This window comes from Sphingobium sp. TomTYG46, from assembly GCF_055396345.1.
The window spans coordinates 675,520-701,767 of the sequence record NZ_AP027324.1 but is presented as its reverse complement, the minus strand read 5'-3'; the positions used below and the strand labels follow the sequence as shown (position 1 = coordinate 701,767).

The following is a 26,248-nucleotide window of genomic DNA, read 5'->3' as shown; positions in this document are numbered from 1 at the left end:
GCAAGGGCGGAGGCGGCCTGGGAATTCGCTGAAGTGCTGAAGAGCGCATCGGCTGACAACGATTTGCCGACTATCGCGCTCATCGCCAGCGAGCAGCAACGCCGCTTGTCGCGCAATATCATGATCGCGGCTGGAGTTGCCGTAATCCTGTTCATCATCGCCGCCATCTTCTCGATCTCCACGGTCGATGAGGCCGATCATCAGGAAACGCGAATCGGAGAGCTCCGCGTTCGCTCCGCCTGACGCCAATGCATCACTGGCGAAATCTAGGACAGTAATTCCCGTACCAGATCAGGCACGAGATCGCCGGCAAGACCGATGCGAGTTTCCTCGAAATAGAAGCTGCCCGCGGAGGACCCCAGATTCAACTCCAACGTCCGGGCGCCCGCATGCCGCGCCGTCTGGACAAAGCCCGCGGCCGGATAGACAGCGCCGGAGGTGCCGATCGATACGAAAAGGTCGGCCCGGCGCAACGCCGCGTCGATCACCTCCATCTGGTACGGCATCTCACCGAAGAACACGATGTCCGGACGCAGGCTGGCACTGCGGCACGCTCCGCACTGCGCGGCCGGTGGCAAGGGATCAGACCAGGGCACCGCCTTGCCACAGGCGGCGCAGAGGGCCGATCGAAGTTCACCGTGCATGTGTATCAGGCGACGAGCCCCCGCCCTTTCATGAAGATCATCGACATTCTGCGTGACGATGAGCAACTCGCCTGGCCATTGCGCGTCCAAGGCTGCCAAAGCCTGATGCGCCGGGTTCGGCTCAACTTCATGCAGCTTCGCGCGCCGTTCGTCATAGAAGCGATGCACCAGTGCCGCGTTGCGCTCAAGCGCCTCTGGCGTGCAGACGTCCTCGACATGATGACCTTCCCACAAGCCATCAGGCCCTCGAAATGTTGCAAGCCCACTTTCGGCAGAGATTCCCGCGCCCGTCAGAATGACGATGTTGAAGATGTCGTCCATCTTGTCATCATGTCTGCTGCTCAATCCAAAAGCTACAGCTTCCAGATGACAAGGCGGGGTCATTCTGGCATCGGACGGGCGGATTTCCGGGGACAAGCGACATCATGACGAAGATCGGACTTTTTGGAGCAGCGGGCCGCATGGGACGCACGATCGCCCAGGTCGCGATCGACGCAGGACTGACCATCAGTGGCGGCACCGATCGCGAAGGCAGTGGAGAGCTTCTGCCGGGACTTGCGATCACGTCTGATCCGCTTGCACTGGCCGAACGGAGTGACGTGCTGATCGACTTTTCGGTTCCGGCTGCTCTTTCCTCCCATCTTGATGCTTGCGTGGCGGCGAAGAAGCCGATCCTCATCGGCACCACTGGGCTGGAGCAGGTGCATCACAATCTGATCGATGAGGCCGCCCGGATGATCCCCGTGCTCCAGACGGGCAACACCTCTCTGGGCGTAAACCTGTTATCCGCATTGGTCGAGCAGGCTGCCGCCCGCCTTGGAGACGATTGGGATATCGAAATCGTCGAGATGCATCATCGACACAAGGTTGATGCGCCTTCGGGCACCGCGCTTCTGTTGGGTGAAGCGGCAGCACGTGGCCGCACTATCGAGCTTTCCAGTAACAGTGAAAGTGGACGGGATGGCATTACCGGGGCGCGAGCTAAGGGTGCGATCGGGTTCGCGGCTCTGCGAGGCGGGTCAGTGGCAGGCGATCATCAGGTCATCTTCGCCGCCGATGGCGAACGCATCGAACTTGGCCATCGTGCCGAAAGCCGCGTCATATTCGCGCGCGGCGCGGTAAAGGGTGCGGCCTGGCTGATCGGCCAGCCTGCCGGGCGCTATGACATGAAGGCAGTGCTCGGCCTTTGACCTTGCGATGAACAAGACGCAGATCTTCGACTTCTTCAGCCGCCTCGCAGAAGCCAATCCGGCGCCGCGAACGGAACTGGAATATGACAACGACTATCAGCTTCTGGTCGCGGTCGTGCTATCCGCTCAGGCAACCGACATCGGCGTCAACAAGGCCACGCGCGCGCTTTTCATGCAGGTGGAAACGCCCGCCGAGATGGTGGAGCTTGGCGAAGAGGGCTTGAAGCAGCACATCAAGACGATCGGCCTTTTCAATGCCAAGGCGAAGAACGTCATCGCCCTGTCCGAAATATTGGTGCGCGATTTTGGCGGCGAAGTCCCGCAGGATCGTGACATACTCACGACGCTGCCGGGGGTGGGCAGGAAAACGGCGAATGTGGTGATGAACACTGCCTTCGGGCATGAGACTTTCGCCGTTGATACCCATATTTTCCGCGTGGGCAACCGCACTGGCCTCGCGCCCGGCAAGACACCGCTAGCGGTCGAACAAAAGCTGGAGAAGCGCGTGCCCGGCCCGTTTCGCCGAGATGCGCACCACTGGCTCATCCTTCATGGCCGCTATGTGTGTAAGGCGCGTCGGCCGGAATGCTGGCGCTGCATCGTCGCCGACCTGTGCCGCTACAAGCCGAAAACCCCTGCTCCCAAAGGAGCCAAGCCGATCACCTGAGCGCACGCCATTATCATGCGGTTCAGCCAAGCTGTGCTAGGGGAGAGACGGAACGCGTCCTTCGACGACGTGTTACCCGTGACGACAATAAGGAGAGACAATCATGTTCGTCCCTGTTTCCCCGGCGCTTCGTCTGGGTTTCGCCGTGGCGCTCATGTCCCTGGTTGCCCCGGCAACGGCCAAGACGCGGCCCGACAATCTGGTTGCAGCTGGCAAGCCCGTTGATTGCGTTCAGATAAATTCGATCCGCCAGACCGATGTGCGCGACGATCAGACGATCGATTTCATTCTGAACGGCAATAAGGTGTACCGGAACACACTGCCGAACAGCTGCCCAAGCCTGGGTTTCGAAAAGCGTTTCATGTATAAGACGAGCCTGTCGCAGCTCTGCTCCGTGGATATCATCACGGTCCTGTACAATTCGCCTGATCTGATGCGCGGTGCCAGTTGCGGACTCGGCAAGTTCCAGCCCATGAAGAAGGTCAAATAGTCGGCGCGTCGCGATTTTGGTGCTGGCGTCGGCAGTTGCGCTTTGCTAAGCGGCGCTTCGCACCAAGCGACACGCACCCATAGCTCAGCTGGATAGAGCGCTGCCCTCCGAAGGCAGAGGCCAGAGGTTCGAATCCTCTTGGGTGCGCCATTCTCCTCCGGTTCGCAGCACAGCCTGCTCATGATCCAGCAGATAGCGCTTGGCCTCCAGCCCTCCCGCAAAGCCGGTCAGCGCGCCCGCCGATCCGATCACCCTGTGGCAGGGCGCGATAATGGACAGCGGATTGCGGCCGTTAGCGGCACCGACCGCGCGGGAGGCTGAGGGACGGCCGATATCCGCCGCCACCTGACCATAGCTGCGCACCTGCCCGAACGGAATACGAAGCAGGGCTGCCCAGACGAGCTTCTGAAAATCCGATCCCTGAAAATCGAGCGGAAGGTCGAAGCGGGTGAGATTGCCTGAAAAATAGGCGCGCAATTGCCTCGACGTTTTCTGTAGCAGTGGGTGATCCGGGGTCCTCGTCCCAGGTCTGGCCCGTACGCGCAAGGGATCATCATCTTCCCATAACAGGGCAGCCAGGCCGATATCGCTGGCAACCATGGTGAGATCGCCCACCGGAGACTTGAATATATCAAAGGCGAATGTCACAACTTATCCTTCCAAGGTCTGAAGAATAGCTCGCCCTCTTCGCGTTGGCTTCCTGCCGCTTGCCTTCAAAGATCGCCGTGCAATCAATAAGCGTCCACCCCCTCCGGCAGCACTACAGCGGACCAGCTCTTCCCCGGAACCAGATATTTGGCGGCCAGCACCTGAAGCTGGGCTGGCGTCACCGACAGCATGTCCTGAGCCATGGTCTGCATGGCCTGCACATATTGCGGGTTCTGGGTCGCGCCTTCCATCTGGTTCATCCAGAAGGCATTGCCAGTGCTGGCCCGCATCAGCAGCTGGCGCATGGGCGCGACAGCCCGCTGAAGCTCATCGTCACTGACCGGATTTTTGGCGAGGTCAGCCGCTGTATCCTTAACGACGCCATAGAAATAATTGACGCGGTCGGGACGCACCTGGCTGGTCACCAGAATGTAGCCGCCACTTTCGTAGGAAAATGGCCAATTATTTTGCACGCTGGGCGAATAGGCGGCCCCTTCCGTCGATCGGAGGCGGTCGAACAGACGATCATTGAATATCTGCGTCAGGATTTCGAGTTGACGCGCTTCCTTCGTGAGCCCGAAACCCCCGGACGTTGGCCAGGCCATGACCGCCGCGGCTTGCTCCTTGTCGCCCTTGTGCCGCAGAATGACCGGCGTCGCGACATGGGCGGGGAAGCGCATCAGCTTGTTAGCGGGCGGAACCGGGACATCCGGCCTCGCGGGCATCGCGCCGAAGGTGGCGGCAACCGCTTCGATCGCTTCGTCGGGCTTCACCTGCCCAAAAATCTGCACTTCGATTGGGCCGGAAGCCAGCAGCGGCTCCCAAGTGGACCGAAACGCCTGCGGAGTCAGCGCCTCGATCTCGTTTCGCGAAGGGGTACGAAACCGGACGTCCTTGTCATGCAGCAGCCAGTTGAGATCGCGCGCCAACACCGAATCCGGCGCGCGCGCCATCGCGTCATAGGCAACGGCGGTGCCTGTCTTCACTCGGGCGATCGGCGCGGGGTCCCAGCCAGGCGCGGCCAATTTGGTCGCGAAGAGCTGCAACTGATCCCGGTAATCAGCCGGGCGAGTGACGGCCTGCATTTCGAAGGCATCATCGTCGATTGAGAAATCCATTCCCATACGGCGGCCGTTCGTCAGGTCATCCAGTTCACGCTGACCCAGCTTGCCGATGCCACTGGCCACCAAGGCATAATTGGCGGCCCAGCCGGGTGCTGCCTTCGTAGGCGAAAATGCCAGCTGTCCGTGACCGAAGCGGACGTTGATCCGCACCTTTTCCGTTTCAGCATTATTGGCGAATAGGGTGAGTTTCACGCCGTTGACAAAGGTTACGCTCTCCATGCCGGGCAACCCGACCTGCGTGCGCGACACCACTTTCCCTGGAGGACCGAGCTTGGGAAGGTCCGCCATCGTGATCGCCTTGTCCGCCAGCCGGACGTTGGTGGCAGCCTTCACGGGCGCGGCAAGGGCAGCGGACAGGCGGGCGTCGATCCCCGGCACCGGCTTGCCCGTAATCAGGAGGGCTCGGAACACACCGGCAGAAAATAACCTGCGCGTAGAGTCCAGTATCTTCTGCGGCGTCATCGCCGGTTTACCGGATCGGAATATCTCCAGCGCAGCCTGAGGGCTGACGGTGGTTTCGCGGATATCGACGGCGCTTACCAGATCGCTCGCCTGCTTGGCGCCTGCTTCCGTGTCGGCGTTCTCGACCTGAATGGCGAGCGCCGTGTCGATCTGGGCATATTCCCGGTCAATTTCGAGCTGGCTCGGCGCGGTCGTCTTCGCGTCCTCAATAATCGCGCGAACGTCACCCAGCGCCTTCTCCCAATTCTCACCGGTCGGGACCAGCGTGACGAAGGTCCCGTCGGCCGATCGGCTGACATCCTGCTGATCGACGCTTGCCTGAATGAAGCTGCCTCCGCTGCGGGCCGCTTGTTCGAGGCGGCGGCTGATGATTTGCAGCGCCAGCATGTCCGTCAGCTTGTCCTGATTATAGACGATGGTGTCGGCATGCGGCTTCCATGGGCGGAGCCAGGCCATGGTCAGGCCCGTTGGCGCGCCCGGCTCGACCGCGACGCTGGTCGCCGGTGCCTTGGCATCCGGCTCACCGAAATCCGGGAGCGCAGCCCCCTGCCCCGGCGCCGACCACGACGCGAAATTATCCTTGATGATCTGCTCGGCTACAGCGGGATCGATGTCGCCCGCTAGCGAGATCACTGCATTTTCCGGGCGATACCAGCGCTGATGAAATGTCTCCATCCGCGCGGCGGTGGCAGCATTGAGGCTGGCGATAGTGCCAATGGGGCTGCGCTCGGCCAGAAGCTGGCCAGCAAAGAAGTGGCGGCGGCTTGCGTCGGAGATGCGCATCTGCGGCCCATCCCCTTCCCGCCGTTCGGCCAGCACGACCGCCCGCTCCGCTTCAACGGCACTGTCCACGATGTTGGGATCGACCATCATGCCCGCGAGAATTTTCATGCTCTCGCCAAGGCTGGTCGGTGTCGCCTGAGGAAGGTCGAGCGCATAGGTGGTGCCGGTAGGCGTCGTCTGCGCATTGCTGTCGCTGCCGAAGGTTACGCCGAGCCGCTGCCATATTCGTTTGGACTCGCCATCAGGCACATGGCGCGATCCGCGAAAAGTCAGATGCTCCATGAAGTGCGCGTAGCCCTGTTCATCGGGCTGCTCCATCAGGGCACCGACATCCATACGCAGGCGGACGGAGACCTGCCCCGGCGGAACGCCATTGCGGCGAACGGCATAACGCAGGCCATTGGGCAAAGTGCCGAAGTGCCATGCCGGATCGATAGGCACGTCGCTATTTTCATAGAGCCAAGGCCTGACCTGCGCCTGCGTATCATTGGTGGCCGACGCCGACTTTGCCGGGACCGGGCCAGTTCTGGCTGACAGGGAAGCAGGAATGCCCGAAAGCAGTAACGCAATGACGGACAGCGAAACGGCGGGACGCCGGAGGGGAAAGCTCATGGCGCCGTAGCCTAGAGCCAAAATTCTGAATGGCTACTGACAAAGAGCAACCGCGTTTCACGAAAGAGGGCAGGATGGCGCCACCCGGCACCATCCTGCCTGAAACTTAACGGCCGCCGGTCTTCTGCACAGCACCCTTGTGTGCGCCAACCCCGTTCCGGTTGCGACGGAAGTTCTTCTTCGCGGGCTTTGCCTCTCCATCGGGGCGGTGAGCCCGCTCGGCGGTGCCGCGCTGCTGCTTCTGTTGGTCCTGATAGCGGCGCTGGCCATCGGCCCGGCGCGTCTTCTGTTCCGGCGTTTGCTCGCGGCCTTTGCGCTGAGGCGCGGCCTTCGGGAGGTTGCGGACGGCTTCGGTGAAATTATCAGGCAAGGGCACGATCTCGAGCTTCACCTTTGCGGTGCGCTCGATCGCCTTGAGATAGGGCCGCTCATCATCGGCCACGAAGCTGATCGCGATACCTTCCGCACCTGCTCGCGCGGTACGGCCGATGCGATGGACATATTGTTCGGGCACATTGGGAAGCTCGAAATTGATGACGTGGCTGACGCCTGAAACGTCAATGCCGCGCGCAGCGATATCGGTGGCAACGAGCAGCTTAACATGGCCGTGCCGGAATGCCTGGAGGGCCGTGGTACGCTGCCCCTGGCTCTTGTTGCCATGGATCGCGACGGCCTGGATGCCAGCGCCTTCGAGGAAGCGGACGACGCGGTCGGCACCGTGCTTGGTGCGGGTGAAGATCAGCGCGCGGTCGATCGGTTCGTTGCGAACCGTTAGAGTGAGGAGCGCCTGTTTTTCCGCCTGATTGACGAAGGTCGCCTGCTGCCGGACGCGCTCGGCCGTTGTGGACTGCGGCGCGACGCTGACCTTTACCGGATTGTTCAGGAACTGCGCCGCGAGCGCTTCGATCTCGCCAGGCATGGTGGCGGAGAAGAACAGGTTCTGCCGTTCCTTGGGAAGCAGTTTGGCGATGCGCTTCAAGGGGTGGATGAAGCCCATGTCCATCATCTGGTCGGCTTCGTCGAGAACGAATATCTCCGTGTCCTTGATCGTGAAGGCGCGCTGGTCGATCAGGTCGAGGAGACGGCCCGGCGTGGCGACGACGATGTCGACACCCCGGCCGAGCGCGCGGATCTGGCGATTGATGGGGACGCCGCCGAAGACGACTTCGACCGACAGTTTAAGGAAGCGGCCATAGTCGCGGAAGCTCTGCGCGATCTGGGCTGCGAGCTCGCGGGTGGGGGACAGAACCAGCATCCGGCAGCCCTGAAGCGGCGTGGGCTTTGGGTTGCGGGCGAAATGGTCGAGGCTGGGCAGCGCGAAGGCGGCTGTTTTGCCGGTGCCGGTCTGGGCGATGCCGCACAGGTCCTTGCCCTGAAGCAGGACGGGAATCGCCTGCGTCTGGATGGGGGTGGGATTGGCGTAATTCTTGGCGGCGAGCGCCTTCAGGATGGGCTCGGCGAGACCAAGGTCGGTGAATTGCATGAATGAACTCTCGAATTAAAAAGGCTCAGGCGCCCATAGGTTGCGAATCGCAACTGGACGCAAAGCGGGTTGCGAAACGACCCGCGTGAATAGGGAAGCCTCAAAAGCTTGGCGCAGACTTTCATTGGCCGGCCCCGTCACCCCTCAAGGGCCGGGACGATCACGCTGCCAATCGCTGATGGGCCATGAAGGCCGCCCGCTGCGTTGCGCCGCATATGCTTTCATTCATGCAAAAAAGCAAGGGCTTCGCCGAAACGAAGCCCTTGGGAAGACTTCAGAGCGACACTTCCACATGTTTGCCGCGCATTTCGTCGCGCACGTCGCCGCCGAATAATTGTTTGAAGACGCCGCCCAGCGACATGTCCGCGCGCCAGATTTCCGCATGGCCAAGATTGAAGCGGAGCATGAGCAGATTGGGGTCCTGCCGCCCGCCGGGATACCAGGCCGCGACTTCATGGGTCCAATAGCGGTCGATCACCGCCGGGTCGCTTTCCTCGACAAGAGTGCCGTCGATGCAGGCGAACAGATAATGCCCCTTCCCCGCAAACTGCGCCATGGCCGGGCCGCCCGCCGCCAGACGATTGTCCCGGGTCGTGTAGAACCAGAAACAATGGTTGGCACCGGGGTCGAGCTGCGCCGTCATGGGCAGGCTATGTTCATGCGATCCCTGCAAGCCGATCATCAAAAAGGGGCTCTGCGACAATTCGGTCCAGAAACGGTGGCGGATATCGGATTCGGTGCTCATCCTTTTGTCTCCTGCTCATGCTGATAGGAGTTTAATCGCCAGCATCTGGCGAAGTTCCCCAAAAGCCCGTCTGGACGCTTGATCTTGAGCAAGCTTCTCTCCACATAGCGGCCATGCTGATCGAGACCGAACCAACGCCAAATCCGGCAACCGTCAAGTTCATCCCTGGCCGCGTCGTCATGGGCATGGGTACACGGGATTTCGCGACGCCCGAGGAAGCGGAAGCCTCTCCGCTCGCCGACGCCCTTTTTGGCCTTGGCGACGTCACCGGCGTTTTTTTCGGCGGCGACTTCATTTCCGTCACCATCGCGCCGGGCGCGCAGTGGAGCGATGTGAAGCCCGATATCCTGTCGATCCTGCTGGAGCATTTTTCGGCGAACATGCCGCTGTTCACCCCCGGATCGGCGGGCGAAATCTTCATCCCCGAAGAGGAAGAGCAGTTCACCGACGATCCCGCCGACGCGGAGATCGTCGCGCAGATTCGCGACCTTATAGACACGCGCGTTCGGCCCGCCGTCGCCAATGACGGCGGCGACATCGTCTATCGCGGCTTTGAACGCGGGACGGTCTATTTACGGATGCAGGGCGCCTGTTCCGGTTGCCCGTCCTCAAGCGCCACGTTGAAGAACGGGATCGAGCAACTGCTCAAACATTATGTCCCGGAAGTGACGGAAGTGCGCGCCGTCTGAAATAGCGGCGGCGACGTTTGGCAAAACGATCGCGATCGACTAACCGCTTGCCATAGGCCGCCCGCTCCCACGCCGGTTTTCACAGGGGATTTTCTTGCGCACTCTCGTCATCGACACCGCTACGCAGGCGCTGTCCGTGGCGCTGCTGGAGGATGGCAGGCCGATCGGCCATTTCCATGAGATCGTCGGCCGGGGCCATGCCGAAGCGCTGGTGCCCGCGATAGCCGCCCTGCCCGACGGCGGGCGGGCGAACGCGATTGCGGTCGACCTTGGCCCCGGAAGCTTCACTGGCGTGCGCATCGGCATAGCCGCCGCCAGGGCGCTTGCCCTCGCATGGTCGCTGCCTTTACATGGCTATTGCGCGCTGTCGCTGATCGCGGCCAAGGCGGCCCAAGGTCAAGATCCGCATCAGGATGGCGACCCGATCGCGGTCACCATCACCGGAGGGCATGGCGAACTGTTCTGGCAATCTTTCGAAGCCGATGGCCTGACCGCTATCACCCAGCCCGCGTCCACCCCGATTGCGACGCTGGCCACGATGCTGGAGCAGCCGGTGATATATGGCACGGGCGCCGAAGCATTGGTGACCGCGCGCGGCCATGGCACGGCCGTCAGCCTCTATCCCAATTCCGCCGATTATCCGTTGATCGCGGGCCTGCCATCGCTGCCGCCCTCCCCCATTTACTGCCGCGATGCCGACGCGCAGCCCATGATGCAGCTTACCCCGCAGCAGGGCCGTTCATGATCCCCGGCCTGAAAATCGACATATATGAGGATGGCGAGCGCAACGCACTGGCCGACGCAATGGATGTCATGGCAGAGGCATTCGACCCCGCCTATGGCGAGGCATGGACGCTGCCACAGCTGTCCGGTGTCATGATGATGCCGGGCACCTGGTTGACGATCGCGCGGGTGGATGCGGCGGCGATGGGTTTCGCGCTGGTCCGGTCGGTGCTGGACGAATGCGAACTGCTGTTGCTGGCCGTCCATCCGGCATGGCGCGGACGGGGCATTGGCCGCGAACTGTTGGTCGATAGTTTGAAGACAGCGCGACGGCGAGGCATCAAGTCGATGAATCTCGAAGTTCGTTCGTCAAATACAGCCATCAAACTATATGAAAAAGCAGGGTTCGAATATGTGCATAGGCGTCCTGGTTACTACCGGGGTGCCGACGGACAACTTTACGATGCGCTGAGCTTTCGTATAGAAATGCTCGGATAGACTGGATCGCCCTTGCTAATCGGCGTATCCGGGTATAACGCCGACATACCGCTCCTGAAACGAATTCACCTGGGCGGGTCGCACTCAATTCAGCATTCGCGGGATAAAAGAAATGGAAATCGAATCAGCCCAGAGCGAGCTGCTCATTACTTTGACTTCGGACATTGTTGCAGCACATGTTTCAAACAACAGTGTCGCCGTGTCTGACGTTTCGACGCTTATCCAGAACGTTCACGCCGCCCTTTCTGGTCTGACCAAGCCCGCTGCCGTTCCGGAAGTGAAGCCGGAACCAGCGGTGTCGGTGCGTTCTTCGATCAAGCCCGACTATATTATCTGCCTGGAAGACGGCAAGAAGCTGAAGATGCTGAAGCGCCACCTGATGACCCATTATCAGATGACGCCGGACGATTATCGCGCGAAGTGGGGCCTGCCTGCCGACTATCCGATGGTCGCACCCAACTATGCCGAACAGCGCCGTTCGCTGGCGAAGAAGATCGGCCTTGGGACAAAGCGCCGCCGCACCCGCGCGAAATAAGCAGCAACTGCGGGCGATCCGCGATGAGAGGGGCGCATTTGCCATGCGCCCCTTTTATATTGCCGGTTATGCCGCTAGATTTCCGCTGATTATCCGACACACCTGAATGAGCGAGCCCGCATGAACCGCAAGATCGATGTAGAAGCCCTTTGTCATGAGAAGGGCCTGCGCATCACCGAACAGCGCCGTGTGATCGCTCAGGTGCTGAGTGACGCGGTGGACCATCCCGATGTGGAGGAACTGCACAAGCGGTCGTCGGCCATCGATCCGGGCATTTCGATTGCGACCGTGTACCGCACGGTTCGCCTGTTCGAAGAAGCGGGCATTTTGGAGCGGCACGACTTTGGCGATGGACGCGCCCGTTATGAGGCAGCGCCCGAAGCGCATCACGACCATCTGATCGATGTCGAAACCGGCAACGTCATTGAATTCGTCGATCCGGAACTGGAACAGTTGCAGAAGCAGATCGCCGAGAAACTCGGCTTCCGCCTGGTCGACCATCGCATGGAATTGTACGGCGTATCGTTGGACCGCAAGAACTGACAGCCTTGCGGCGGCTGCGCTTTCTCTATCGGCTGAGCGCTCTGGCGGCATGCCTGCTGCTTTGCCTGATCCCGCATCTGCTATGGCGGGCCGCAGGAGCGAGATCTCCCTGGCCTCCCCGCTTTCTGGGAATGGCGGCAAGGGCCGTCGGTGCGCGGGTGCGGGTAGAAGGCCATCCCTTTCACGGCGACAGTTTCATCATCGCCAACCATGTCAGCTGGATCGATATATTGGCGCTGGGCGGTGCAACGGGCGCCGCATTCGTCGCGCATGACGGGATTGCGGGCTGGCCGATCGTCGGGTGGCTGGCGGCCCAGAATAATACCCTGTTCGTCGCGCGGAACCGGCGAGGCGCGCTGGGCGGACAGATCGAGGCGCTGCGCGCGGCGCTGGCGGGGCACCAGCCGGTTGCGCTGTTCCCAGAGGGCACGACCAGCAATGGTCAGGGCCTGCTGCCGTTCAAGCCATCGCTACTGGCGGTTCTGCTGCCGCCGCCGCGCGCGGTGATGATCCAGCCGGTGCATATCGACTATGGCGCGGCCACGGCGGAGATTGCGTGGCATAGCGACGAACCGGCGGGGCAGAATGTGCGGCGACTGCTGGAACGGCGCGGCAGGCTGAACGTCACGCTGCGTTTTCTGGAGCCTTTCGATCCCGCGCTTTACCCCGATCGCAAGCAGTTAGCGGCAGTGGCGCGTGAAAGGATTGCCGCGAGCATTACGATGCACCTGCCGCCTTTCACTCCGGTCGTGGCCCCTGTATAGATGGACGGCATGAATCGTAACGACGCCCCAAAGACTCCAGCGACATTCCACGTCAAATCCTTCGGCTGCCAGATGAACGTCTATGATGGCGAGCGCATGGCCGAGATGCTGGGCGAACGGGGCATGACCGCAGCGGTCGATGGAGCCGAGGCGGATCTGGTCATCCTCAACACCTGCCACATTCGCGAAAAGGCGGTGGATAAGGTCTATTCCGATATTGGCCGGTTGAACCGCGAGGATGGTACGCGGCCTATGATCGCAGTGGCTGGGTGCGTGGCTCAGGCGGAAGGTGGCGAGATCAGTCGCCGGGCGAAGAGCGTCGATATCGTGGTGGGGCCACAAGCCTATCACCGGCTGCCTGACCTGATTGAGAAGGCCGGGCGTGGTGAAGAGGCGGTGGATACCGACATGCCGCTGGCGTCCAAATTTGCTGCCCTGCCCGGTCGTACCAAACAGGCGCGGCCGACGGCTTTCCTGACGATCATGGAAGGTTGCGACAAGTTCTGCACCTATTGCGTGGTGCCTTATACGCGTGGGGCGGAGATCAGCCGGACTTGGGGCGCTATCATCGACGAAGCCAAGGCGCTGGTGGATGGCGGCGTGCGGGAGATCACGCTGCTGGGGCAGAATGTAAATGCCTGGGCGGGCGAGGATGACAAGGGCCGCATGCAGGGCATGGATGGCTTGGTGCGCGAGCTTGCGAAGATCGGCGGGCTGGCGCGCATCCGCTATACGACGAGCCACCCCAATGACATGAGCGATGGGTTGATCGCTGCTCATGGCGACGAGGCGAAGCTGATGCCTTTCCTGCATCTGCCGGTGCAGTCGGGCAATGATCGCATATTGAAGGCGATGAACCGCAGCCATGATGTGGACAGCTATTTGCGGATCATTGAGCGGGCGCGCGAAGCGCGGCCTGACATTGCGCTGTCGGGCGACTTCATCGTCGGCTTCCCCGGCGAAACGAATGCGGAGTTCGAGGATACGCTGAAGATCGTTGAACAGGTGCGCTATGCGCAATGCTATTCGTTCAAATACAGCCCCCGCCCCGGCACGCCCGCAGGGGATATGGTTGGGCAAATTGCGGCCGAGGTCATGGACGATCGGCTGGCGCGATTGCAGGCGGTGATAAACCGGCATCAGGTGGAGTTCAACGCCGCGACGGTGGGGCGTACGACCGAGATTTTGCTGGAGCGCAAGGGGCGTCATCCGGGGCAGCTCATCGGGAAAACGCCCTGGCTGCAGTCAGTCCATGTCACCGCGCCGGAACTCTCCATCGGTGACATGGTCGAAGTAGATATCATCAGTGCCGGTCCGAACAGTCTGGCCGGCGAACTCAGCAGGAGGAAAGCCGCTTGAACCCAAAAACCGTCGTTCCCGCTACTGCAGGAACCCATCTCCGAGCCTGTCCCCCAGGATCGAAGACAAGGAGATGGATAACCGCCAGCGCGGTTGTGACGGATGGAAAGGGAGGCTGCTGAATGTCCAAGAAACCGAACCAAAATCATCGCGTGGACGTTGCTGAACGGGCGCGGTTGGAAGTGACTTTTGAGAAGCCGCATCTGCTGGGCGCTCTGTTCGGGCAATATGACCAGAACCTTGTCGCGATCGAGAACCGGCTGGGCGTCTATATCGCGGCGCGGGGGAATAAGCTTCAGATCGAGGGCGATGCCGAAGCGGCGGCGCGGGCGCGGGACGTGATGACCGGGCTCTACAACCGGATCGTCGCGGGACAGGAGATTGACAGCGGCGCGGTGGAGGCTGTGATCGCCATGTCCGCCGAACCGATGCTGGACGGCATCATCCGCCATGATGTCGCCGAACCGCCCAAGGTGATGATCCGCACGCGCAAGAAGACGATCGTGCCCCGCTCCGCGACGCAGGTCACCTATATGGAGGCGCTGACCCGGAACGACATCATCTTCGCGCTGGGTCCGGCGGGGACGGGCAAGACCTACCTCGCGGTCGCGCAGGCGGTGAGCCAGTTGATCACGGGCAGCGTCGACCGGCTGATCCTGTCGCGGCCTGCGGTCGAGGCGGGCGAGCGGCTGGGCTTCCTGCCCGGCGACATGAAGGAGAAGGTCGATCCCTATCTCCGGCCGATCTACGACGCGCTCTACGACACGCTACCCGCCGAGCAGGTGGAGCGGCGGATCGCGAGCGGGGAGATAGAGATCGCGCCGCTCGCCTTCATGCGCGGGCGGACGCTGGCCAACGCCTTCATCGTGCTGGACGAAGCGCAGAACACGACCATCGCACAGATGAAGATGTTCCTCACCCGCTTTGGCGAAGGTAGCCGGATGGTGATCTGCGGCGATCCGCGTCAGGTCGATCTGCCTCAGCCAGGTATTTCGGGGCTGGCTGACGCTGTAGCGCGGCTGGAGGGCGTGGATGGCATTTCCGTGGTGCCGTTCGGCATCGGCGATGTCGTGCGCCATCCGGTCGTGGGGCGGATCGTTCAGGCTTATGAGGGGCCGGATGCGTAGAGGCTTAGGCTGTTTCTCGACTTCGCCCGAAACGAACGGAGCTTATTTGGATGATTGAAGTTGCGGTCCTTCATGATGAAGGCTGGCCGGGCGAGGATTGGGAGTTGCTGGCGCAGCGGGCGGTTGTGGCGGCGATCACGCACAGCCCCTATGCGGCCTTTGCCGCAGACGAGGCGCTGTATGAGGTCGCCGTGAAGCTGACCAGCGATGAGGAGGTGCATCAGCTGAACCGCGCCTATCGGGACAAGGACCGGCCGACCAACGTCCTGTCATTCCCGATGGTGCAGTCCGACCTGCTGGAAGGCACCGGCAACACCGATGATGGCGAGGTGCTGCTGGGCGATATTGTGCTGGCGGAGGGCGTTTGCGCCAGCGAAGCGGCGGAAAAAGGCGTGTCGGTTGCCGAGCATGCCATCCATCTGATCATCCATGGGACTTTTCATTTGCTGGGATATGATCATATGGAGGATGCCGAGGCAGAAGCGATGGAGGCATTGGAGACCCAATCCCTGCTGAGCCTTGGCATTTCCGATCCCTATGGGGATCGCCTGAAAGGATAATAGGAAGAACAATGGCTGAAGGCAGTCCGAAGGACGGCAACGGTTCAAAGGAATCGGACAGTAGTAGCCACGAGGGCGGTTTATGGAGCGGCCTGAAGTCGCTGCTGTTTGGCGAGGAGGAGAGCCCCAGCCTGCGGCGCGAGCTGGAAGAGGCGCTCGACGATTATGATGAGGAAGAGCAGGACGAACGCGCGCCCGCTGCGGCCAAGGGCGACCTGTCGGCGATAGAGCGGCAGATGGTTCGCAACCTGCTGCATTTTTCCGAGCATACGGTCGATGACGTCGCCGTCCCGCGCGCCGACATCATCGCGATCGAGGAGCGGGCGAGCTTTGCCGAACTGGCGGCGCTGTTTGCCGAAGCGGGGCACAGCCGCATCCCGGTCTATCGCGAGACGTTGGATACCATCGTCGGCATGGTCCACATCCGCGACGCCTTTGCGATATTGGCGGGCAAGGCACCTGTGCCCGAGACGCTGGAGCCGCTGACACGGCAGCCGCTTTACGTCCCCGAAAGCATGGGCGCGCTGGACCTGCTGGCGGAGATGCGGGCGAAGCGCACCCATCTGGCCATCGTACTGGACGAATATTCCGGGACCGAAGGCCTGCTGACTTTCGAGGATCTGGTCGAGGAAATCGTCGGCGATGTCGAGGATGAGCATGACGATGCTCCCGAGGCGCTCCTCGTGCCGCTGGAGGGCGGGCTGTGGGAAGCGGATGCTCGCGCCGAGCTGGAGGATGTCGCCGAGGAAATTGACGAACGGCTGGCCGATGTCGAGGAAGATGTCGACACGCTGGGCGGTCTGGCGTTCGTCATCGCCGGACGGGTGCCCAATGCTGGTGAGATATTGGATCATGAGCAGAGCGGTTGGAAGCTGGAAGTGGTCAGCAGCGACGGCCGCCGCGTGACGCGGTTGCGGCTTCATCCACCCGCTGAAAAAGAAAATGAAGCGGAATGATCGGGATGCCTGCGTAGCTATGGAAAAGCGCGGGCAATGCTGGGGAAATGTTAAGAGCTGACCGTTAGGGTTGCGCCCGCCTTGTTGCTTTCCGGCTGGGAGCGATTTGGTGAGGATGTGAGTCCGACGGGTGTCGCGCCGCCCCCTCTCCCTGCCCTCTCCCCCAGGGGAGAGGGTTAAGTTGGTGGAGCAGCTTCTTGCGGCACGAAAGACTATCGATTTCTTCGGAGCGGGCGATGCTTTCGCCCATTGCCGTGCCGGTGACGGCACTGGAGCGCTGGCTGCTGGCGCTGATCTGCGCCGTCACATTGTCGTTTGCGGTGATTACACCCCCCTTTCAGGCACCCGACGAAAATCAGCATTATATGAAGGCGCTGCTGCTGGCGGACGGGCGGGTCATGACGGAGCAGCGGGGCGAGGAAATCGGGGCTGAGTTGTCGCGATCTGCGCTGGATCTGCACGAGATCGACTTTCCCACTGAAGTTACGGGTGAGGCGCGGCGTTTTGATCCCGGGATGGTGGAGCGGGCGTGGAGGGCGGACGCGGGGCGGCCGGGCACTGCCTTTGCCGACTTTCCCAACGTCGCCAATTATGCGCCGACGCTTTATGCGCCTTCAGCGGCCGGATTGAAGATTGGTGATGCACTGGGCCTGCCGCGCATGGGGAGCTTCTACGCAGGGCGAATAATCAATGCGCTTGGGGGCCTCATGTTGTTGGTAATCGCGTTCGGCCTGATGCCCTTTGGTCGATGCGCGCTGCTTGGGACGGCATTGTTGCCGACATTCTGCTATCAGACGGGGTCGCTTTCTCCCGACGCCGTGATCAATGGAATGGGCTTTGTGGGACTGGCGCTGACCTTGCGCCTTGCTGCAATGGGTAGCAGTCCGATCCGGTCGGCCGGGTTGCTGATTGCCGCGCCTCTGCTCGCGCTGGCGAAGGGGGTGTATCTGCCCCTGATGGCGGCGGGGCTGCAATGGCCGCAGCATCGGCGAGACATGCGGCCATGGCTGCTGCTGGGCGCGATGGCGCTGGGAGCGGCGGCTTTTATCGGCTGGATGAAGATGTCCGGCGGCAGTCAGGCGCTCTACCATATCGTGTCGCGCAAGACAGGCGAGAATGTCATGACCGCGCCGCTTGGGGCGCAGCTGGCAGTCATCATGGGCGATCCTTTGGCGTATGCCTATGTGTTGGGCTCCAGCATTGTCGAGAGGTCGCCGGTTTATGCGTTGCAGATCGTCGGCCGCTTTGGCTGGAACGCGATATTGCTGCCGCTTGGCGCCTATCTGCTGGCGGCTGTCATGTTGGGGACGGCTGTCCTGAGTGGATCGGGCGTGCGGGTGGGTGCTGCACAAAGGCTGTGGTGGCTGGCTGTGGCTGGTGGCACCGCTTTGCTGATCGAAACGGCCATGTATCTGACGGGCACGCCGCTGGGCGCGGATTATGTGCAGGGGACGCAGGGGCGCTATTTCCTGCCGCTGCTGCCTTTGGTGTTGCTGGCGATGATGCCGGAGACGGGGTTGCGGGCGGCGCGGCCGGTCTTTGCCGGATCGGCGCTGCTGTTGCTAATGATCGCGCTGGGCAGTGCCTATGACAGTTTCTGGGCGCATGGCTTTGTCACTGCCGATGGGATGCCGCCGCATGAACGGCTAAGCGACGCGCTGATTCTGCCCTCGCCCCGCTGGTAGCCAGTAGCGCCAGAGGCATAGCCAGCCCAAGCCTTCGATCCAGCCGGCGAGGACGTCGGTCGGCCAGTGGACGCCTAGCCAGACACGGCTGGTGCCGATGAGAGCGATGATGAGGGCGGCGGCGAGATATAGCCCACTCAACGCCGTTCGGGCTGAGCTTGTCGAAGCCCTCTTCTTTCTAAAGGAGGAAGGAAAGCCGTTGGCTATCGCCGCCCTTCGGGTCGACAGGCTCAGGGCGAACGGTGATGGTGGGGCACCACGCTCCAGGCGCGTCAGCATGGCGAGCGCGCCGAACAGGACCATGGTCCCGGCGGAATGGCCGCTGGGGAAGCTGTAGCTATGCACAATGTCGATGTGCGGCAGAAGATCAGGTCGCGGCGCGGCGAAAATCTGCTTGAGGCCGGTGTTGAGCAAGGTGCCGCCGACCGTGATGAGCGCAAGCCATTGGGCGGCATATCGCTGTCGGCGGTAGAGCAAAGCGATCGCCACGACGGCCATGATGAGTAATCGCCCGACCGTGTCGCCGATGACCGAGGCCGCGACCATGACTGGCGTGATCCACGGGGCAGCCGCCCTGCCCGCCCCCGCCGCCTTCATCGCGCCGATGTTCAGCGGATCGAACCAGCCGGATCGCTGAAGCAGCGCGATTGCCAGAACGCAAAGAAGCGCGAGGGCAAAAATCCCCGCGCCCCTTTGCCATGAGCGGCGATCAGATATGAAGCGCACGCCCATAGGCGGCGAGCACGCTTTCGTGCATCGATTCCGAGATGGTCGGATGCGGGAAGACGGTGTGCATCAGTTCCGCTTCGGTCGTTTCCAGCGTCTTGCCGACGGTGAAGCCCTGGATCATTTCCGTGACCTCCGCGCCGACCATGTGTGCGCCCAGCAGTTCACCGGTCTTCGCGTCGAACACGGTCTTGGTAAAACCTTCGGATTCGCCGAGCGCGATCGCCTTGCCATTGCCGATGAAGGGGAACATGCCGACCTTCACCTCATAGCCTGCTTCCTTCGCCTTGGCTTCGGTGAGGCCGACGCTGGCGATCTGGGGGTGGCAGTAGGTGCAGCCCGGGATGTTGCGCGGGTCCATGGCGTGGGGATGCTTGCCCGCGATCGCTTCGGCCGCGATGACGCCTTCATGGCTGGCCTTGTGCGCGAGCCATGGCGGGGCGGTGATGTCGCCGATCGCCCAGAGGCCATCCACATTGGTGCGGCACATTTCGTCGGTCTTCAGGAAGCCGCGATCGTCCATCGCGACGCCCAGTTCCTTGAGGCCGATATTTTCGGTGTTGGGCACGATGCCGATGGCGACGATCATATGGCTGAATTCGGCGGCGCTTTCCTTGCCCGCCTTGTCCTTCAGCTTTGCCTTGATGCCGTTGGCGCCGACCTGAATATCGCTGACGCCAGCGCTGGTCATGATGGTCATGCCCTGCTTCTTCAGGGCCTTTTCGAGGAAGGCGGAGACGTCCGCATCCTCAACCGGCACGACGCGGTCCATCATTTCGACGACGGTCACTTCTGCGCCCATGTCGTTGTAGAAGCTCGCAAATTCGATGCCGATCGCGCCGGAGCCGATGACGAGCAGCTTGGTCGGCATTTCCGGCGGGGTCATGGCGTGGCGATAGGTCCACACGCGCTTGCCATCGGTGGGCGTGCCGGGCAGATCCCGGGCGCGGGCGCCGGTGGCAAGGATGATGTTCTTTGCCGTCAGTTCTTCGGTCTTGCCGTCCCTGGTGACGGAGAGCTTTCCTTTGCCGGTCAACTTACCGTCGCCCATGTGGACGGTGATCTTGTTCTTCTTCATCAGATGCGTGACGCCCTGATTGAGTTGCTTGGCGACGCCGCGCGAGCGTTTGACGACGGCGGCAATGTCCGCGCTGATCTTTTCAGCGGCGAGGCCATAGTCGCCCGCATGCTGCATATAATGGAAGATTTCCGCCGAGCGCAGCAGCGCCTTGGTCGGGATGCAGCCCCAGTTGAGGCAGATGCCGCCGAGATTTTCACGCTCGACGATGGCGGTCTTGAGCCCAAGCTGCGCCGCGCGGATCGCGGCCACATAACCGCCGGGGCCTGAGCCCAGAACAATGACGTCGTAATTCTCAGCCATGGTCAAACTTTCTTGTTAAGCCGCAATCATGGGCGGAACGGTACGGGGCTGGCGATCCTCACCGATCGCCACGAAGGTGAAGGTCGCCTTGGTCACGCGGTAGGAGCGGTCGTCATGACGGGTGCGGCGCCAGGCCTCGACGTCGATCTTCATCGACGTGCGGCCGACCGAGATGAGCTTTGCGAAGACCGAAACTTCGTCGCCGACGACTACGGGGCGCAGGAAGCTCATGCCTTCGACGGCGATGGTCACGGCGCGGCCCTTGCTATGGCGCGCGGCGACGGAACCCGCCGCCGAGTCCATGAGGCTCATCAACCAGCCGCCGAAAATATCCCCATAAGGATTGGTGTCGGCGGGCATGGCGATGACGCGGACGGCGGGGCTTTCCTCCGGCGGCAGTTCGTCGGCGGCGCGCATCAGGCGAGCATGCCGATCGGGTTTTCCACCAGTTCGCGGAAGACCTGCATCAGGCGGGCGCCGTCGGCGCCATCGATGGCGCGGTGGTCGAAGCTGCCGGTGGCGGACATAACAGTCGCGATCTGGAGCGAGTCATCGACGACGAAGGGCCGCTTTTCGCCCGCGCCGATCGCCATGATCATGGCCTGGGGCGGGTTAATGACGGCTTCGAACTGCTTGATGCCGAACATGCCCATGTTGGAAAGCGACGCGGTGCCGCCCTGATATTCCTCAGGCTTGAGCTTGCCGTCCTTTGCGCGGGTGGCGAGGTCCTTCATCTCGTTCGAGATGGCGGCGACGCCCTTGCTGTCCGCGCCGGTCACGATCGGGGTGATGAGGCCGCCGGGGATGGAAACGGCCACGCTGATGTCGGCGCGGCTGAATTGCAGCATCTGGTCGCCTGCAAACTGGACATTGCATTCGGGCACCTGGATGAGGGCGACGCCCAGCGCCTTGATGAGGAGGTCGTTGACGGACAGCTTCACGTTGCGGCTGGCGAGACCGGCGTTGAGTTCGGTGCGCAGCTTCAGGAGCTTGTCGAGCTGAATGTCGACGGTGAGATAGATGTGGGGGACCTGCTGCTTGGACTCGGTCAGGCGGCGCGCGATCGTCTTGCGCATGCCGCTGAGCTTGATGACTTCGTGCGGGATGCCGAAGTCCTGCGCGGCGGCAGGTGCGGCTGGGGCCGGGGCGGCTGCGGTGGGGGCCGCGGCGGCGGGCGTGGGGGTGGCGGCGCTGGCACCTTCCAGGTCAGCCTTTACGACGCGGCCGTTCGGGCCGGAGCCGGTCAGGCTGGCGAGGTCAACGCCCTTGGCTTCGGCGAGGCGGCGCGCGAGGGGGCTGGCCTTTACGCGGTTCCCGGATTGGGCGGGTGCAGTCTCGGACTTGGGTGCGGGAGCTTCTATCTTGGCGGGCACGGGATCGGCCTTGGGCGCGGCGGCGGCTGCCTTGGGGGCGGGAGCGGAGCTGCCCTGCGCTGCCTCGGCCATGTCTTCGCCTTCTTCGGCGATGATGGCGATGACCGTACCGACCTTCACGCCTTCGGAGCCTTCAGAGACAAGGATCTTGGCGATCTTGCCCTCGTCCACGGCTTCAAATTCCATGGTGGCCTTGTCCGTCTCGATCTCAGCGAGCAGATCTCCCGAGGATACGGTGTCGCCTTCCTTCACCAGCCATTTCGCCAGCGTCCCTTCTTCCATCGTGGGGGACAAGGCGGGCATCTGGATTGTCTTGCTCATGCGTGAAGGCCTCTCTTCTTTTCCCGGGCGGGCGGGTAAGCGTTGGAAGCCGTTTTGACCCTTTGGGCGGGAGGGTCAAGGGCGTGGCTTGCGCCTTGGGCTATAATCCGCCACATTTCACCAGACTGGTTCACAATTTACCAGATGGGTTCAGACATGAGGGCGGCAGAGTGCATCAGCCGCCATTTTGGCGTGGGATGCAACAGCTATGCGGACTTATCTGGTTGTAGTGGACGAATCGCCGGAGGCCGAAACCGCGCTGCGTTTCGCGGCCCGGCGCGCGGCCAAGACGGCGGGGTCTATCCGTATCCTTGCGCTCGTGCCGCCCGCCGAGTTCGTGCAGTGGGGCGGCGTGCAGGCGACCATGGAGGACGAGGCGCGGCAGCGGGCCGAGGCGCTCGTCACCAGCGCGGCGGGTACGTTGACCGAGGAGTCCGGCATTCGCCCGAGTATCACTGTGCGGCAGGGGGACGCGGTGGCACTGGTGCGCGAGACGCTGGACGAGATGCCCGACGTCGCGGCGCTAGTGCTGGGGGCGGCGGCGAGCGGCCATCCTGGCGCGCTGGTGTCGCACTTTGCGGGGGCGGACGCGGGCAAGCTGCCCTGCCCTATCATGGTCATTCCGGGCGGGTTGAGTGCGGAGGCGATCGATCGGCTGAGTTGAGGGGCGGTGGTGGTTGATCCAAAGGGACCGTCTGTTTTGCCGATCGAGCTTTGGTCTGTGGGGCATGATAGATCCTGAAACAAGTTCAGGATGACGCGTTGGAGGACGGAGGGGACAGCTTATCGCTTATGCCGTCCTCGCTTTGCGCCCATGTGCCGGATGTTTGCGGGGCGGCCGCGTTTCGCGCCCGGTCGTGTTCTGTCCTTCTTGAAGCTCGGCCGTTGCGGTGGGGCGTCGGGCAGTTCGAAGCGGAGGGAGCCGTTGATCGGGTCGGCTTCGGCAAGGCGTAGCTGGAGATGTTGGCCGACGGTGTAGCGGTCGCCACTCTCCACGCCTTCAAGGGCGCGGCCAGCTTCATCGTAGAAGAAGCGTTCGTCGCCCATGGTGGAGACCGGGACGAGGCCGTCGCCCCCTAGCCCCTCTACCGTCGCGAAGAAGCCGAAATTTTGCACGCCCGTGATGCGCGCGTTGACCATTTCGCCGACATGAGCGGCGAGATAGGCGGCGACATAGCGGTCGATCGTCTCCCGCTCCGCCTCCATCGCGCGGCGTTCGTGCTGGCTGATCATTTCGCCGACGCGGCCCATATTTTCATGATCGTCGGCGCTGAGCGACGTGCGGTCGGGCAGCGCGCCACCCTTGGGCGCGGGGAGTTCGAGCTTGTAACCGCCGACCAGCGCACGATGGACCAGTAAGTCCGCGTAGCGGCGGATGGGCGAGGTGAAATGCGCATAGGAACCGAGCGCCAGGCCGAAATGGCCCATATTCGCGGGGCTGTAATAGGCCTGGGTCTGGCTGCGCAGGATTTGCTCCATGATCTGCGGCTTTTCCTCCGCCTCGCCGATGCGGTCGATCAGGCGATTGAAGGTGGAGGGCTTGATGACCTGCCCCAGCGCGAAGTCGATGTCGAAGGTCGCGAGATACTCCTTGAGCGCGACCAGCTTTTCCCGGCTGGGCGGTTCATGGACGCGGTACATGACGGGCGCCTTCTTGCCTTCGAGCGCCTTGGCGGCAGCGACGTTGGCGGCGATCATATAATCTTCGATAAGCATATGCGCGTCGAGGCGTTCGCGGACGGCGACGCTGACGATCTTGCCATGCTCGTCAAGGACGACGCGGCGTTCGGGAAGGTCGAGGGCTAGAGGGTCGCGCTTGTCGCGGGCCTTGCGGAGAAGTTTCCAGCAGGACCATAGGGGTTTTAGGGCGGATTCGAGCAAATCTAGCCCCTCCCCTTCAGGGGAGGGGTTGGGGTGGGGGCTATCCTCATGACTCAACGACTGGGGCGCGGCCCCACCCCCAACCCCTCCCCTGAAGGGGAGGGGCTTTATGCCGTCTATTGCGGCCTGGGCGTCTTCATAGGCCAGGACAGCGGCGACGCGGATTATGGCGCGGGTGAAGTGCCAGGCGGTAACTTTGCCGGATGCGTCGATGGTGAGGTGGCAGGCCATGGCTGCGCGATCTTGTCCGGCGCGGAGCGAGCACATGTCGGATGACAGCTGGTGCGGCAGCATGGGGACGACGAGGTCGGGGAAATAGACGCTGTTGCCGCGCTTTCGGGCTTCCTTGTCGAGGGCGCTGCCGGGGCGGACATAGTAGCTGACGTCGGCGATGGCGACGATGGCGCGATAGCCGCCGGGGTTGGCGGGGTCTTCATCGGGTGCGGCCCAGACGGCGTCGTCATGGTCGCGCGCATCGACCGGGTCGATGGCGACGATGGGCAGGTGGCGCAGGTCCTCTCGCTTATCCTCATTCAGGGTGATGTCCGAGGCGACGACAGCCTCATCTTCCACCTGTTCGGGGAATACATGCGGAATGCCATATTTGTGGATCGCGATGAGGCTGAAGCTGCGGGGCGCGAAGGGGTCGCCCAATATGTCAGTCACGCGGGCGCTGATGCGCGGCGGGCGGCCTACGGGTTCGGCCAGAACGAGATCGCCGGGATTGGCGTTGCCCGCGTCGCTAATCGGCGTATCTTTGCGGATGCGCTTGTCTACGGGGCGTAGCCATAGCTTGCCGCCCTCTCCCGCTTCCACCACGCCAAGCAGTTCCTCGCTTGCCTTGGCGAGCTTCTTCATCGGGTGGGCGACCCAGCCGCGCCCAGCCTCTTCCGTACGGGCGAGGATGCGGTCCCCGATGGTCAGCGCGCCCCTCTTGCCGCGTTCCATTACGCGCAGGCGGGGTGCGGGCTGGCCTTCCGCTTCCCAGCGCTCGGGCGTGGCGATGAGGGTGGTGCCATCGACATCGACGATGCGCAGGACGGTGACCTTGGGCACGCCGCCCATTTTGTGGAAAGCGCGCGCGGGGCCAATGTCCAGCAGCCCTTCGTCGGCCATGTCTTTCAGCAACGCTTTCAGCGCGATCTTTTCCTGCCCCTTGAGGCCGAAGGCTTTGGCGATTTCCCGCTTGCCTGCGGGCTGATCTGAGGAGGTGACGAATTCCATCACCTGATCGCGAGTGGGGAAGCCGGCGGGCCGGACTTTTTCGGGTTTCTTCTGCTTTTGGGTCGATGCCATGGATCAGCTATAGGGAAGGCCCGAGCGGCGTACCAGATGGCTTGGCCGAGATTTGCGGCGCTGCTCGCTATTCCACCAACTTACGGGCGCGGTCACGCCAAACCTCCGCCAGAACGGGCACGCTCGCCAGCGCCCGGACGGCATCCGGTTCGACCTTGTGCCGCCCGCCGATCAGCAGGCGAAAGACGCGGGCTATGGGCCATTCGGGAAAAGGGCGGTCGAGCAGGTCCATGCGCCCTTTCGCGTCCGCCTCCCCTTCGCGCAGCACGCGGAAATAGAGGCCTGCGCGGCCGGTCTTCACGATGGTGGCCAATATGTCGCGTGAGCCGAAGCGATGATCGAGCTTCCAGCAGGGTTGCCGCCCATGGCTGACCTCCACCAGCGCGCTGCCGAGGGAGAAGCGGTCGCCGAGGCAGATTTCCTCCTCCGTCATGCCAAGGGAGGCTATATTTTCGCCAAAGGCTCCGGGCGCCTGAAGCAATGGATGGTCGGGCTTTCGTTCGCGCCACCAGCTGTAATGTTCCTGGGGGTAAAGATGGATCGCCTTGTCCCACCCGCCATGATGAACGGGGTCGGCGACGGCATCCCCTTCAAATCCCTGCCATCCGATCCGGACGACGCCGTCCACAGGCCGTTTCGCTATGGCGCTGTAATCGCCGTCGCGAAAGGGCATGGGCGCGCCGGTCAACAATGCCTCGATGGTAAGATGCTCAGCCATTCCGCCCCTATGACAGTGGCGCGGAATGTTGGCGAGGGGGTCAGGCGCGGCTTAATTCCGACGCCAGCTTCAACACTTCGCTGCCGCTGTCGGTCTGGACGAGATAGGCGGGGTTCTTTGCCGTTCCATTGCGGCGGATCAGCGCGCCCTCGATCGTCTTTTCCACATGGCGGTCAAACCGTTCGGCCACGCGGCCACGGCCTACGCCTTGCCCCCAATTCCACTTGACGCGCATCCCCCTGCGGAAAGCTTCGGACATCTTCAT

Annotated in this window: 27 protein-coding genes, 1 tRNA gene and 1 pseudogene; 17 read left to right on the top strand and 12 right to left on the bottom strand. The window is 62.5% G+C overall.

Going from position 1 to position 26,248, the window contains the following annotated elements:
• Positions 1-33 precede the first annotated feature (33 nt).
• The gene (locus ACZ5YV_RS03670) at positions 34-243 is read left to right on the top strand and encodes a hypothetical protein (RefSeq protein ID WP_464788624.1); all 210 of its coding nucleotides are present in this window, start codon (positions 34-36) and stop codon (positions 241-243) included.
• Positions 244-266: 23 nt separating this feature from the next.
• On the opposite strand, the gene ACZ5YV_RS03665 is transcribed toward ACZ5YV_RS03670, so the two are convergent.
• Positions 267-965, bottom strand: coding sequence for an NAD-dependent deacylase (locus tag ACZ5YV_RS03665; RefSeq protein WP_464788623.1), 699 nt, complete (start codon positions 963-965; stop codon positions 267-269).
• 104 nt (positions 966-1,069) lie between these two features.
• Here ACZ5YV_RS03665 and dapB point away from each other — a divergent pair, with 104 nt between their 5' ends.
• The 4 genes from dapB (at position 1,070) to ACZ5YV_RS03645 (ending at position 3,141) form a co-directional block, all read left to right on the top strand.
• On the top strand, positions 1,070-1,834 hold the full coding sequence (dapB, locus tag ACZ5YV_RS03660; RefSeq protein ID WP_464788622.1) for a 4-hydroxy-tetrahydrodipicolinate reductase: 765 nt from the start codon (positions 1,070-1,072) through the stop codon (positions 1,832-1,834).
• Positions 1,835-1,841: 7 nt separating this feature from the next.
• The gene (gene nth / locus ACZ5YV_RS03655; RefSeq protein ID WP_464788621.1) at positions 1,842-2,501 is read left to right on the top strand and encodes an endonuclease III; all 660 of its coding nucleotides are present in this window, start codon (positions 1,842-1,844) and stop codon (positions 2,499-2,501) included.
• A gap of 103 nt (positions 2,502-2,604) precedes the next feature.
• Complete coding sequence (locus tag ACZ5YV_RS03650) at positions 2,605-2,991, top strand: hypothetical protein (protein ID WP_464788620.1); 387 nt, start codon at positions 2,605-2,607, stop codon at positions 2,989-2,991.
• Between the two features lie 73 nt (positions 2,992-3,064).
• Positions 3,065-3,141 (top strand) — tRNA-Arg (locus ACZ5YV_RS03645).
• Between the two features lie 15 nt (positions 3,142-3,156).
• Here the strand turns inward: ACZ5YV_RS03645 and ACZ5YV_RS03640 are convergent.
• The 4 genes and pseudogenes from ACZ5YV_RS03640 to ACZ5YV_RS03625 all read right to left on the bottom strand — a co-directional run.
• A pseudogene (locus ACZ5YV_RS03640) lies at positions 3,157-3,639 on the bottom strand (methylated-DNA--[protein]-cysteine S-methyltransferase); the annotation flags it as partial.
• A gap of 83 nt (positions 3,640-3,722) precedes the next feature.
• On the bottom strand, positions 3,723-6,620 hold the full coding sequence (locus ACZ5YV_RS03635) for a M16 family metallopeptidase (protein WP_464788619.1): 2,898 nt from the start codon (positions 6,618-6,620) through the stop codon (positions 3,723-3,725).
• A 106-nt stretch (positions 6,621-6,726) separates the two neighbouring features.
• The gene (locus ACZ5YV_RS03630; RefSeq protein ID WP_464788618.1) at positions 6,727-8,103 is read right to left on the bottom strand and encodes a DEAD/DEAH box helicase; all 1,377 of its coding nucleotides are present in this window, start codon (positions 8,101-8,103) and stop codon (positions 6,727-6,729) included.
• Between the two features lie 274 nt (positions 8,104-8,377).
• Complete coding sequence (locus ACZ5YV_RS03625; RefSeq protein WP_464788617.1) at positions 8,378-8,848, bottom strand: pyridoxamine 5'-phosphate oxidase family protein; 471 nt, start codon at positions 8,846-8,848, stop codon at positions 8,378-8,380.
• A gap of 113 nt (positions 8,849-8,961) precedes the next feature.
• On the opposite strand from ACZ5YV_RS03625, the gene ACZ5YV_RS03620 reads away from it, so the two are divergent.
• The 11 genes from ACZ5YV_RS03620 to ACZ5YV_RS03570 all read left to right on the top strand — a co-directional run bounded on the left by ACZ5YV_RS03620 (position 8,962) and on the right by ACZ5YV_RS03570 (position 18,287).
• Positions 8,962-9,537, top strand: a complete 576-nt coding sequence (locus tag ACZ5YV_RS03620) for a NifU family protein (protein ID WP_449473083.1) — start codon at positions 8,962-8,964, stop codon at positions 9,535-9,537.
• Between the two features lie 94 nt (positions 9,538-9,631).
• A complete protein-coding gene (gene tsaB / locus ACZ5YV_RS03615; protein WP_464788616.1) occupies positions 9,632-10,282 on the top strand; it encodes a tRNA (adenosine(37)-N6)-threonylcarbamoyltransferase complex dimerization subunit type 1 TsaB in 651 nt (216 codons plus the stop codon).
• Positions 10,279-10,758: a ribosomal protein S18-alanine N-acetyltransferase gene (rimI, locus tag ACZ5YV_RS03610; protein WP_464788615.1), complete on the top strand. Its 480-nt coding sequence runs from the start codon at positions 10,279-10,281 to the stop codon at positions 10,756-10,758. The genes tsaB and rimI overlap by 4 nt, the downstream gene beginning before the upstream one ends.
• A 112-nt stretch (positions 10,759-10,870) precedes the next feature.
• Positions 10,871-11,293, top strand: a complete 423-nt coding sequence (locus ACZ5YV_RS03605; RefSeq protein WP_464772441.1) for a Ros/MucR family transcriptional regulator — start codon at positions 10,871-10,873, stop codon at positions 11,291-11,293.
• A 120-nt stretch (positions 11,294-11,413) separates the two neighbouring features.
• The gene (locus tag ACZ5YV_RS03600) at positions 11,414-11,836 is read left to right on the top strand and encodes a Fur family transcriptional regulator (RefSeq protein ID WP_196225926.1); all 423 of its coding nucleotides are present in this window, start codon (positions 11,414-11,416) and stop codon (positions 11,834-11,836) included.
• 131 nt (positions 11,837-11,967) lie between these two features.
• Positions 11,968-12,600, top strand: a complete 633-nt coding sequence (locus tag ACZ5YV_RS03595) for a lysophospholipid acyltransferase family protein (RefSeq protein WP_464788614.1) — start codon at positions 11,968-11,970, stop codon at positions 12,598-12,600.
• A 9-nt stretch (positions 12,601-12,609) separates the two neighbouring features.
• Positions 12,610-13,959 carry a tRNA (N6-isopentenyl adenosine(37)-C2)-methylthiotransferase MiaB gene (gene miaB, locus ACZ5YV_RS03590; protein ID WP_464788613.1) on the top strand — a complete coding sequence of 450 codons (1,350 nt, stop codon included), beginning with the start codon at positions 12,610-12,612 and terminating at the stop codon, positions 13,957-13,959.
• A 122-nt stretch (positions 13,960-14,081) separates the two neighbouring features.
• On the top strand, positions 14,082-15,086 hold the full coding sequence (locus ACZ5YV_RS03585; protein ID WP_464772444.1) for a PhoH family protein: 1,005 nt from the start codon (positions 14,082-14,084) through the stop codon (positions 15,084-15,086).
• Between the two features lie 50 nt (positions 15,087-15,136).
• Positions 15,137-15,646, top strand: a complete 510-nt coding sequence (gene ybeY / locus ACZ5YV_RS03580) for an rRNA maturation RNase YbeY (protein WP_464788612.1) — start codon at positions 15,137-15,139, stop codon at positions 15,644-15,646.
• Positions 15,647-15,657: 11 nt separating this feature from the next.
• Positions 15,658-16,602 (top strand): hemolysin family protein, encoded by a 945-nt coding sequence (locus ACZ5YV_RS03575; RefSeq protein WP_464788611.1) that lies wholly within the window; start codon positions 15,658-15,660, stop codon positions 16,600-16,602.
• Positions 16,603-16,838: 236 nt separating this feature from the next.
• Positions 16,839-18,287, top strand: a complete 1,449-nt coding sequence (locus ACZ5YV_RS03570) for a DUF2142 domain-containing protein (protein ID WP_464788610.1) — start codon at positions 16,839-16,841, stop codon at positions 18,285-18,287.
• Here the strand turns inward: ACZ5YV_RS03570 and ACZ5YV_RS03565 are convergent.
• Genes ACZ5YV_RS03565 through ACZ5YV_RS03550 form a run of 4 tightly spaced genes read right to left on the bottom strand, consistent with a single transcriptional unit; the run spans position 18,249 to position 22,088 of the window.
• Positions 18,249-19,019: a phosphatase PAP2 family protein gene (locus ACZ5YV_RS03565; RefSeq protein WP_464788609.1), complete on the bottom strand. Its 771-nt coding sequence runs from the start codon at positions 19,017-19,019 to the stop codon at positions 18,249-18,251. The two genes, ACZ5YV_RS03570 and ACZ5YV_RS03565, sit on opposite strands and share 39 nt — an antisense overlap.
• Complete coding sequence (gene lpdA, locus ACZ5YV_RS03560) at positions 18,997-20,394, bottom strand: dihydrolipoyl dehydrogenase (RefSeq protein WP_464788608.1); 1,398 nt, start codon at positions 20,392-20,394, stop codon at positions 18,997-18,999. Before lpdA ends, ACZ5YV_RS03565 begins: the two co-directional genes overlap by 23 nt.
• 15 nt (positions 20,395-20,409) lie before the next feature.
• On the bottom strand, positions 20,410-20,811 hold the full coding sequence (locus ACZ5YV_RS03555) for an acyl-CoA thioesterase (protein ID WP_464788607.1): 402 nt from the start codon (positions 20,809-20,811) through the stop codon (positions 20,410-20,412).
• Positions 20,811-22,088: a pyruvate dehydrogenase complex dihydrolipoamide acetyltransferase gene (locus ACZ5YV_RS03550; RefSeq protein WP_464788606.1), complete on the bottom strand. Its 1,278-nt coding sequence runs from the start codon at positions 22,086-22,088 to the stop codon at positions 20,811-20,813. The genes ACZ5YV_RS03555 and ACZ5YV_RS03550 overlap by 1 nt, the downstream gene beginning before the upstream one ends.
• Positions 22,089-22,296: 208 nt before the next feature.
• Here ACZ5YV_RS03550 and ACZ5YV_RS03545 point away from each other — a divergent pair, with 208 nt between their 5' ends.
• Entirely contained in the window at positions 22,297-22,752 is a 456-nt protein-coding gene (locus ACZ5YV_RS03545; protein ID WP_460985984.1) for a universal stress protein, read from the top strand.
• Between the two features lie 119 nt (positions 22,753-22,871).
• On the opposite strand, the gene ACZ5YV_RS03540 is transcribed toward ACZ5YV_RS03545, so the two are convergent.
• From ACZ5YV_RS03540 to ACZ5YV_RS03530, 3 genes are all read right to left on the bottom strand, one after another.
• Entirely contained in the window at positions 22,872-25,265 is a 2,394-nt protein-coding gene (locus ACZ5YV_RS03540; RefSeq protein WP_464788605.1) for a ribonuclease R family protein, read from the bottom strand.
• A 67-nt stretch (positions 25,266-25,332) separates the two neighbouring features.
• The gene (locus ACZ5YV_RS03535) at positions 25,333-25,983 is read right to left on the bottom strand and encodes an MOSC domain-containing protein (RefSeq protein WP_464788604.1); all 651 of its coding nucleotides are present in this window, start codon (positions 25,981-25,983) and stop codon (positions 25,333-25,335) included.
• Positions 25,984-26,023: 40 nt separating this feature from the next.
• On the bottom strand, positions 26,024-26,242 hold the full coding sequence (locus ACZ5YV_RS03530; RefSeq protein ID WP_196225914.1) for a hypervirulence associated TUDOR domain-containing protein: 219 nt from the start codon (positions 26,240-26,242) through the stop codon (positions 26,024-26,026).
• Between the last annotated feature and the right edge of the window lie 6 nt (positions 26,243-26,248).

Coding starts and splice junctions, on each gene's coding strand:
- ACZ5YV_RS03545 (WP_460985984.1), top strand. CDS start 22,297: ATGCGGACTTATCTGGTTGTAGTGGACGAATCGCCGGAGGCCGAAACC.
- ACZ5YV_RS03565 (WP_464788609.1), bottom strand. CDS start 19,019: ATGGGCGTGCGCTTCATATCTGATCGCCGCTCATGGCAAAGGGGCGCG.
- ACZ5YV_RS03630 (WP_464788618.1), bottom strand. CDS start 8,103: ATGCAATTCACCGACCTTGGTCTCGCCGAGCCCATCCTGAAGGCGCTC.
- ACZ5YV_RS03605 (WP_464772441.1), top strand. CDS start 10,871: ATGGAAATCGAATCAGCCCAGAGCGAGCTGCTCATTACTTTGACTTCG.
- ACZ5YV_RS03550 (WP_464788606.1), bottom strand. CDS start 22,088: ATGAGCAAGACAATCCAGATGCCCGCCTTGTCCCCCACGATGGAAGAA.
- dapB (WP_464788622.1), top strand. CDS start 1,070: ATGACGAAGATCGGACTTTTTGGAGCAGCGGGCCGCATGGGACGCACG.
- lpdA (WP_464788608.1), bottom strand. CDS start 20,394: ATGGCTGAGAATTACGACGTCATTGTTCTGGGCTCAGGCCCCGGCGGT.
- ACZ5YV_RS03540 (WP_464788605.1), bottom strand. CDS start 25,265: ATGGCATCGACCCAAAAGCAGAAGAAACCCGAAAAAGTCCGGCCCGCC.
- ACZ5YV_RS03650 (WP_464788620.1), top strand. CDS start 2,605: ATGTTCGTCCCTGTTTCCCCGGCGCTTCGTCTGGGTTTCGCCGTGGCG.
- ACZ5YV_RS03625 (WP_464788617.1), bottom strand. CDS start 8,848: ATGAGCACCGAATCCGATATCCGCCACCGTTTCTGGACCGAATTGTCG.
- ACZ5YV_RS03665 (WP_464788623.1), bottom strand. CDS start 965: ATGGACGACATCTTCAACATCGTCATTCTGACGGGCGCGGGAATCTCT.
- nth (WP_464788621.1), top strand. CDS start 1,842: ATGAACAAGACGCAGATCTTCGACTTCTTCAGCCGCCTCGCAGAAGCC.
- rimI (WP_464788615.1), top strand. CDS start 10,279: ATGATCCCCGGCCTGAAAATCGACATATATGAGGATGGCGAGCGCAAC.
- ACZ5YV_RS03635 (WP_464788619.1), bottom strand. CDS start 6,620: ATGAGCTTTCCCCTCCGGCGTCCCGCCGTTTCGCTGTCCGTCATTGCG.
- ACZ5YV_RS03535 (WP_464788604.1), bottom strand. CDS start 25,983: ATGGCTGAGCATCTTACCATCGAGGCATTGTTGACCGGCGCGCCCATG.
- ACZ5YV_RS03530 (WP_196225914.1), bottom strand. CDS start 26,242: ATGTCCGAAGCTTTCCGCAGGGGGATGCGCGTCAAGTGGAATTGGGGG.
- ACZ5YV_RS03575 (WP_464788611.1), top strand. CDS start 15,658: ATGGCTGAAGGCAGTCCGAAGGACGGCAACGGTTCAAAGGAATCGGAC.
- ACZ5YV_RS03570 (WP_464788610.1), top strand. CDS start 16,839: ATGCTTTCGCCCATTGCCGTGCCGGTGACGGCACTGGAGCGCTGGCTG.
- ACZ5YV_RS03595 (WP_464788614.1), top strand. CDS start 11,968: ATGGCGGCAAGGGCCGTCGGTGCGCGGGTGCGGGTAGAAGGCCATCCC.
- miaB (WP_464788613.1), top strand. CDS start 12,610: ATGAATCGTAACGACGCCCCAAAGACTCCAGCGACATTCCACGTCAAA.
- ACZ5YV_RS03555 (WP_464788607.1), bottom strand. CDS start 20,811: ATGCGCGCCGCCGACGAACTGCCGCCGGAGGAAAGCCCCGCCGTCCGC.
- ACZ5YV_RS03600 (WP_196225926.1), top strand. CDS start 11,414: ATGAACCGCAAGATCGATGTAGAAGCCCTTTGTCATGAGAAGGGCCTG.
- ACZ5YV_RS03585 (WP_464772444.1), top strand. CDS start 14,082: ATGTCCAAGAAACCGAACCAAAATCATCGCGTGGACGTTGCTGAACGG.
- ybeY (WP_464788612.1), top strand. CDS start 15,137: ATGATTGAAGTTGCGGTCCTTCATGATGAAGGCTGGCCGGGCGAGGAT.
- ACZ5YV_RS03620 (WP_449473083.1), top strand. CDS start 8,962: ATGCTGATCGAGACCGAACCAACGCCAAATCCGGCAACCGTCAAGTTC.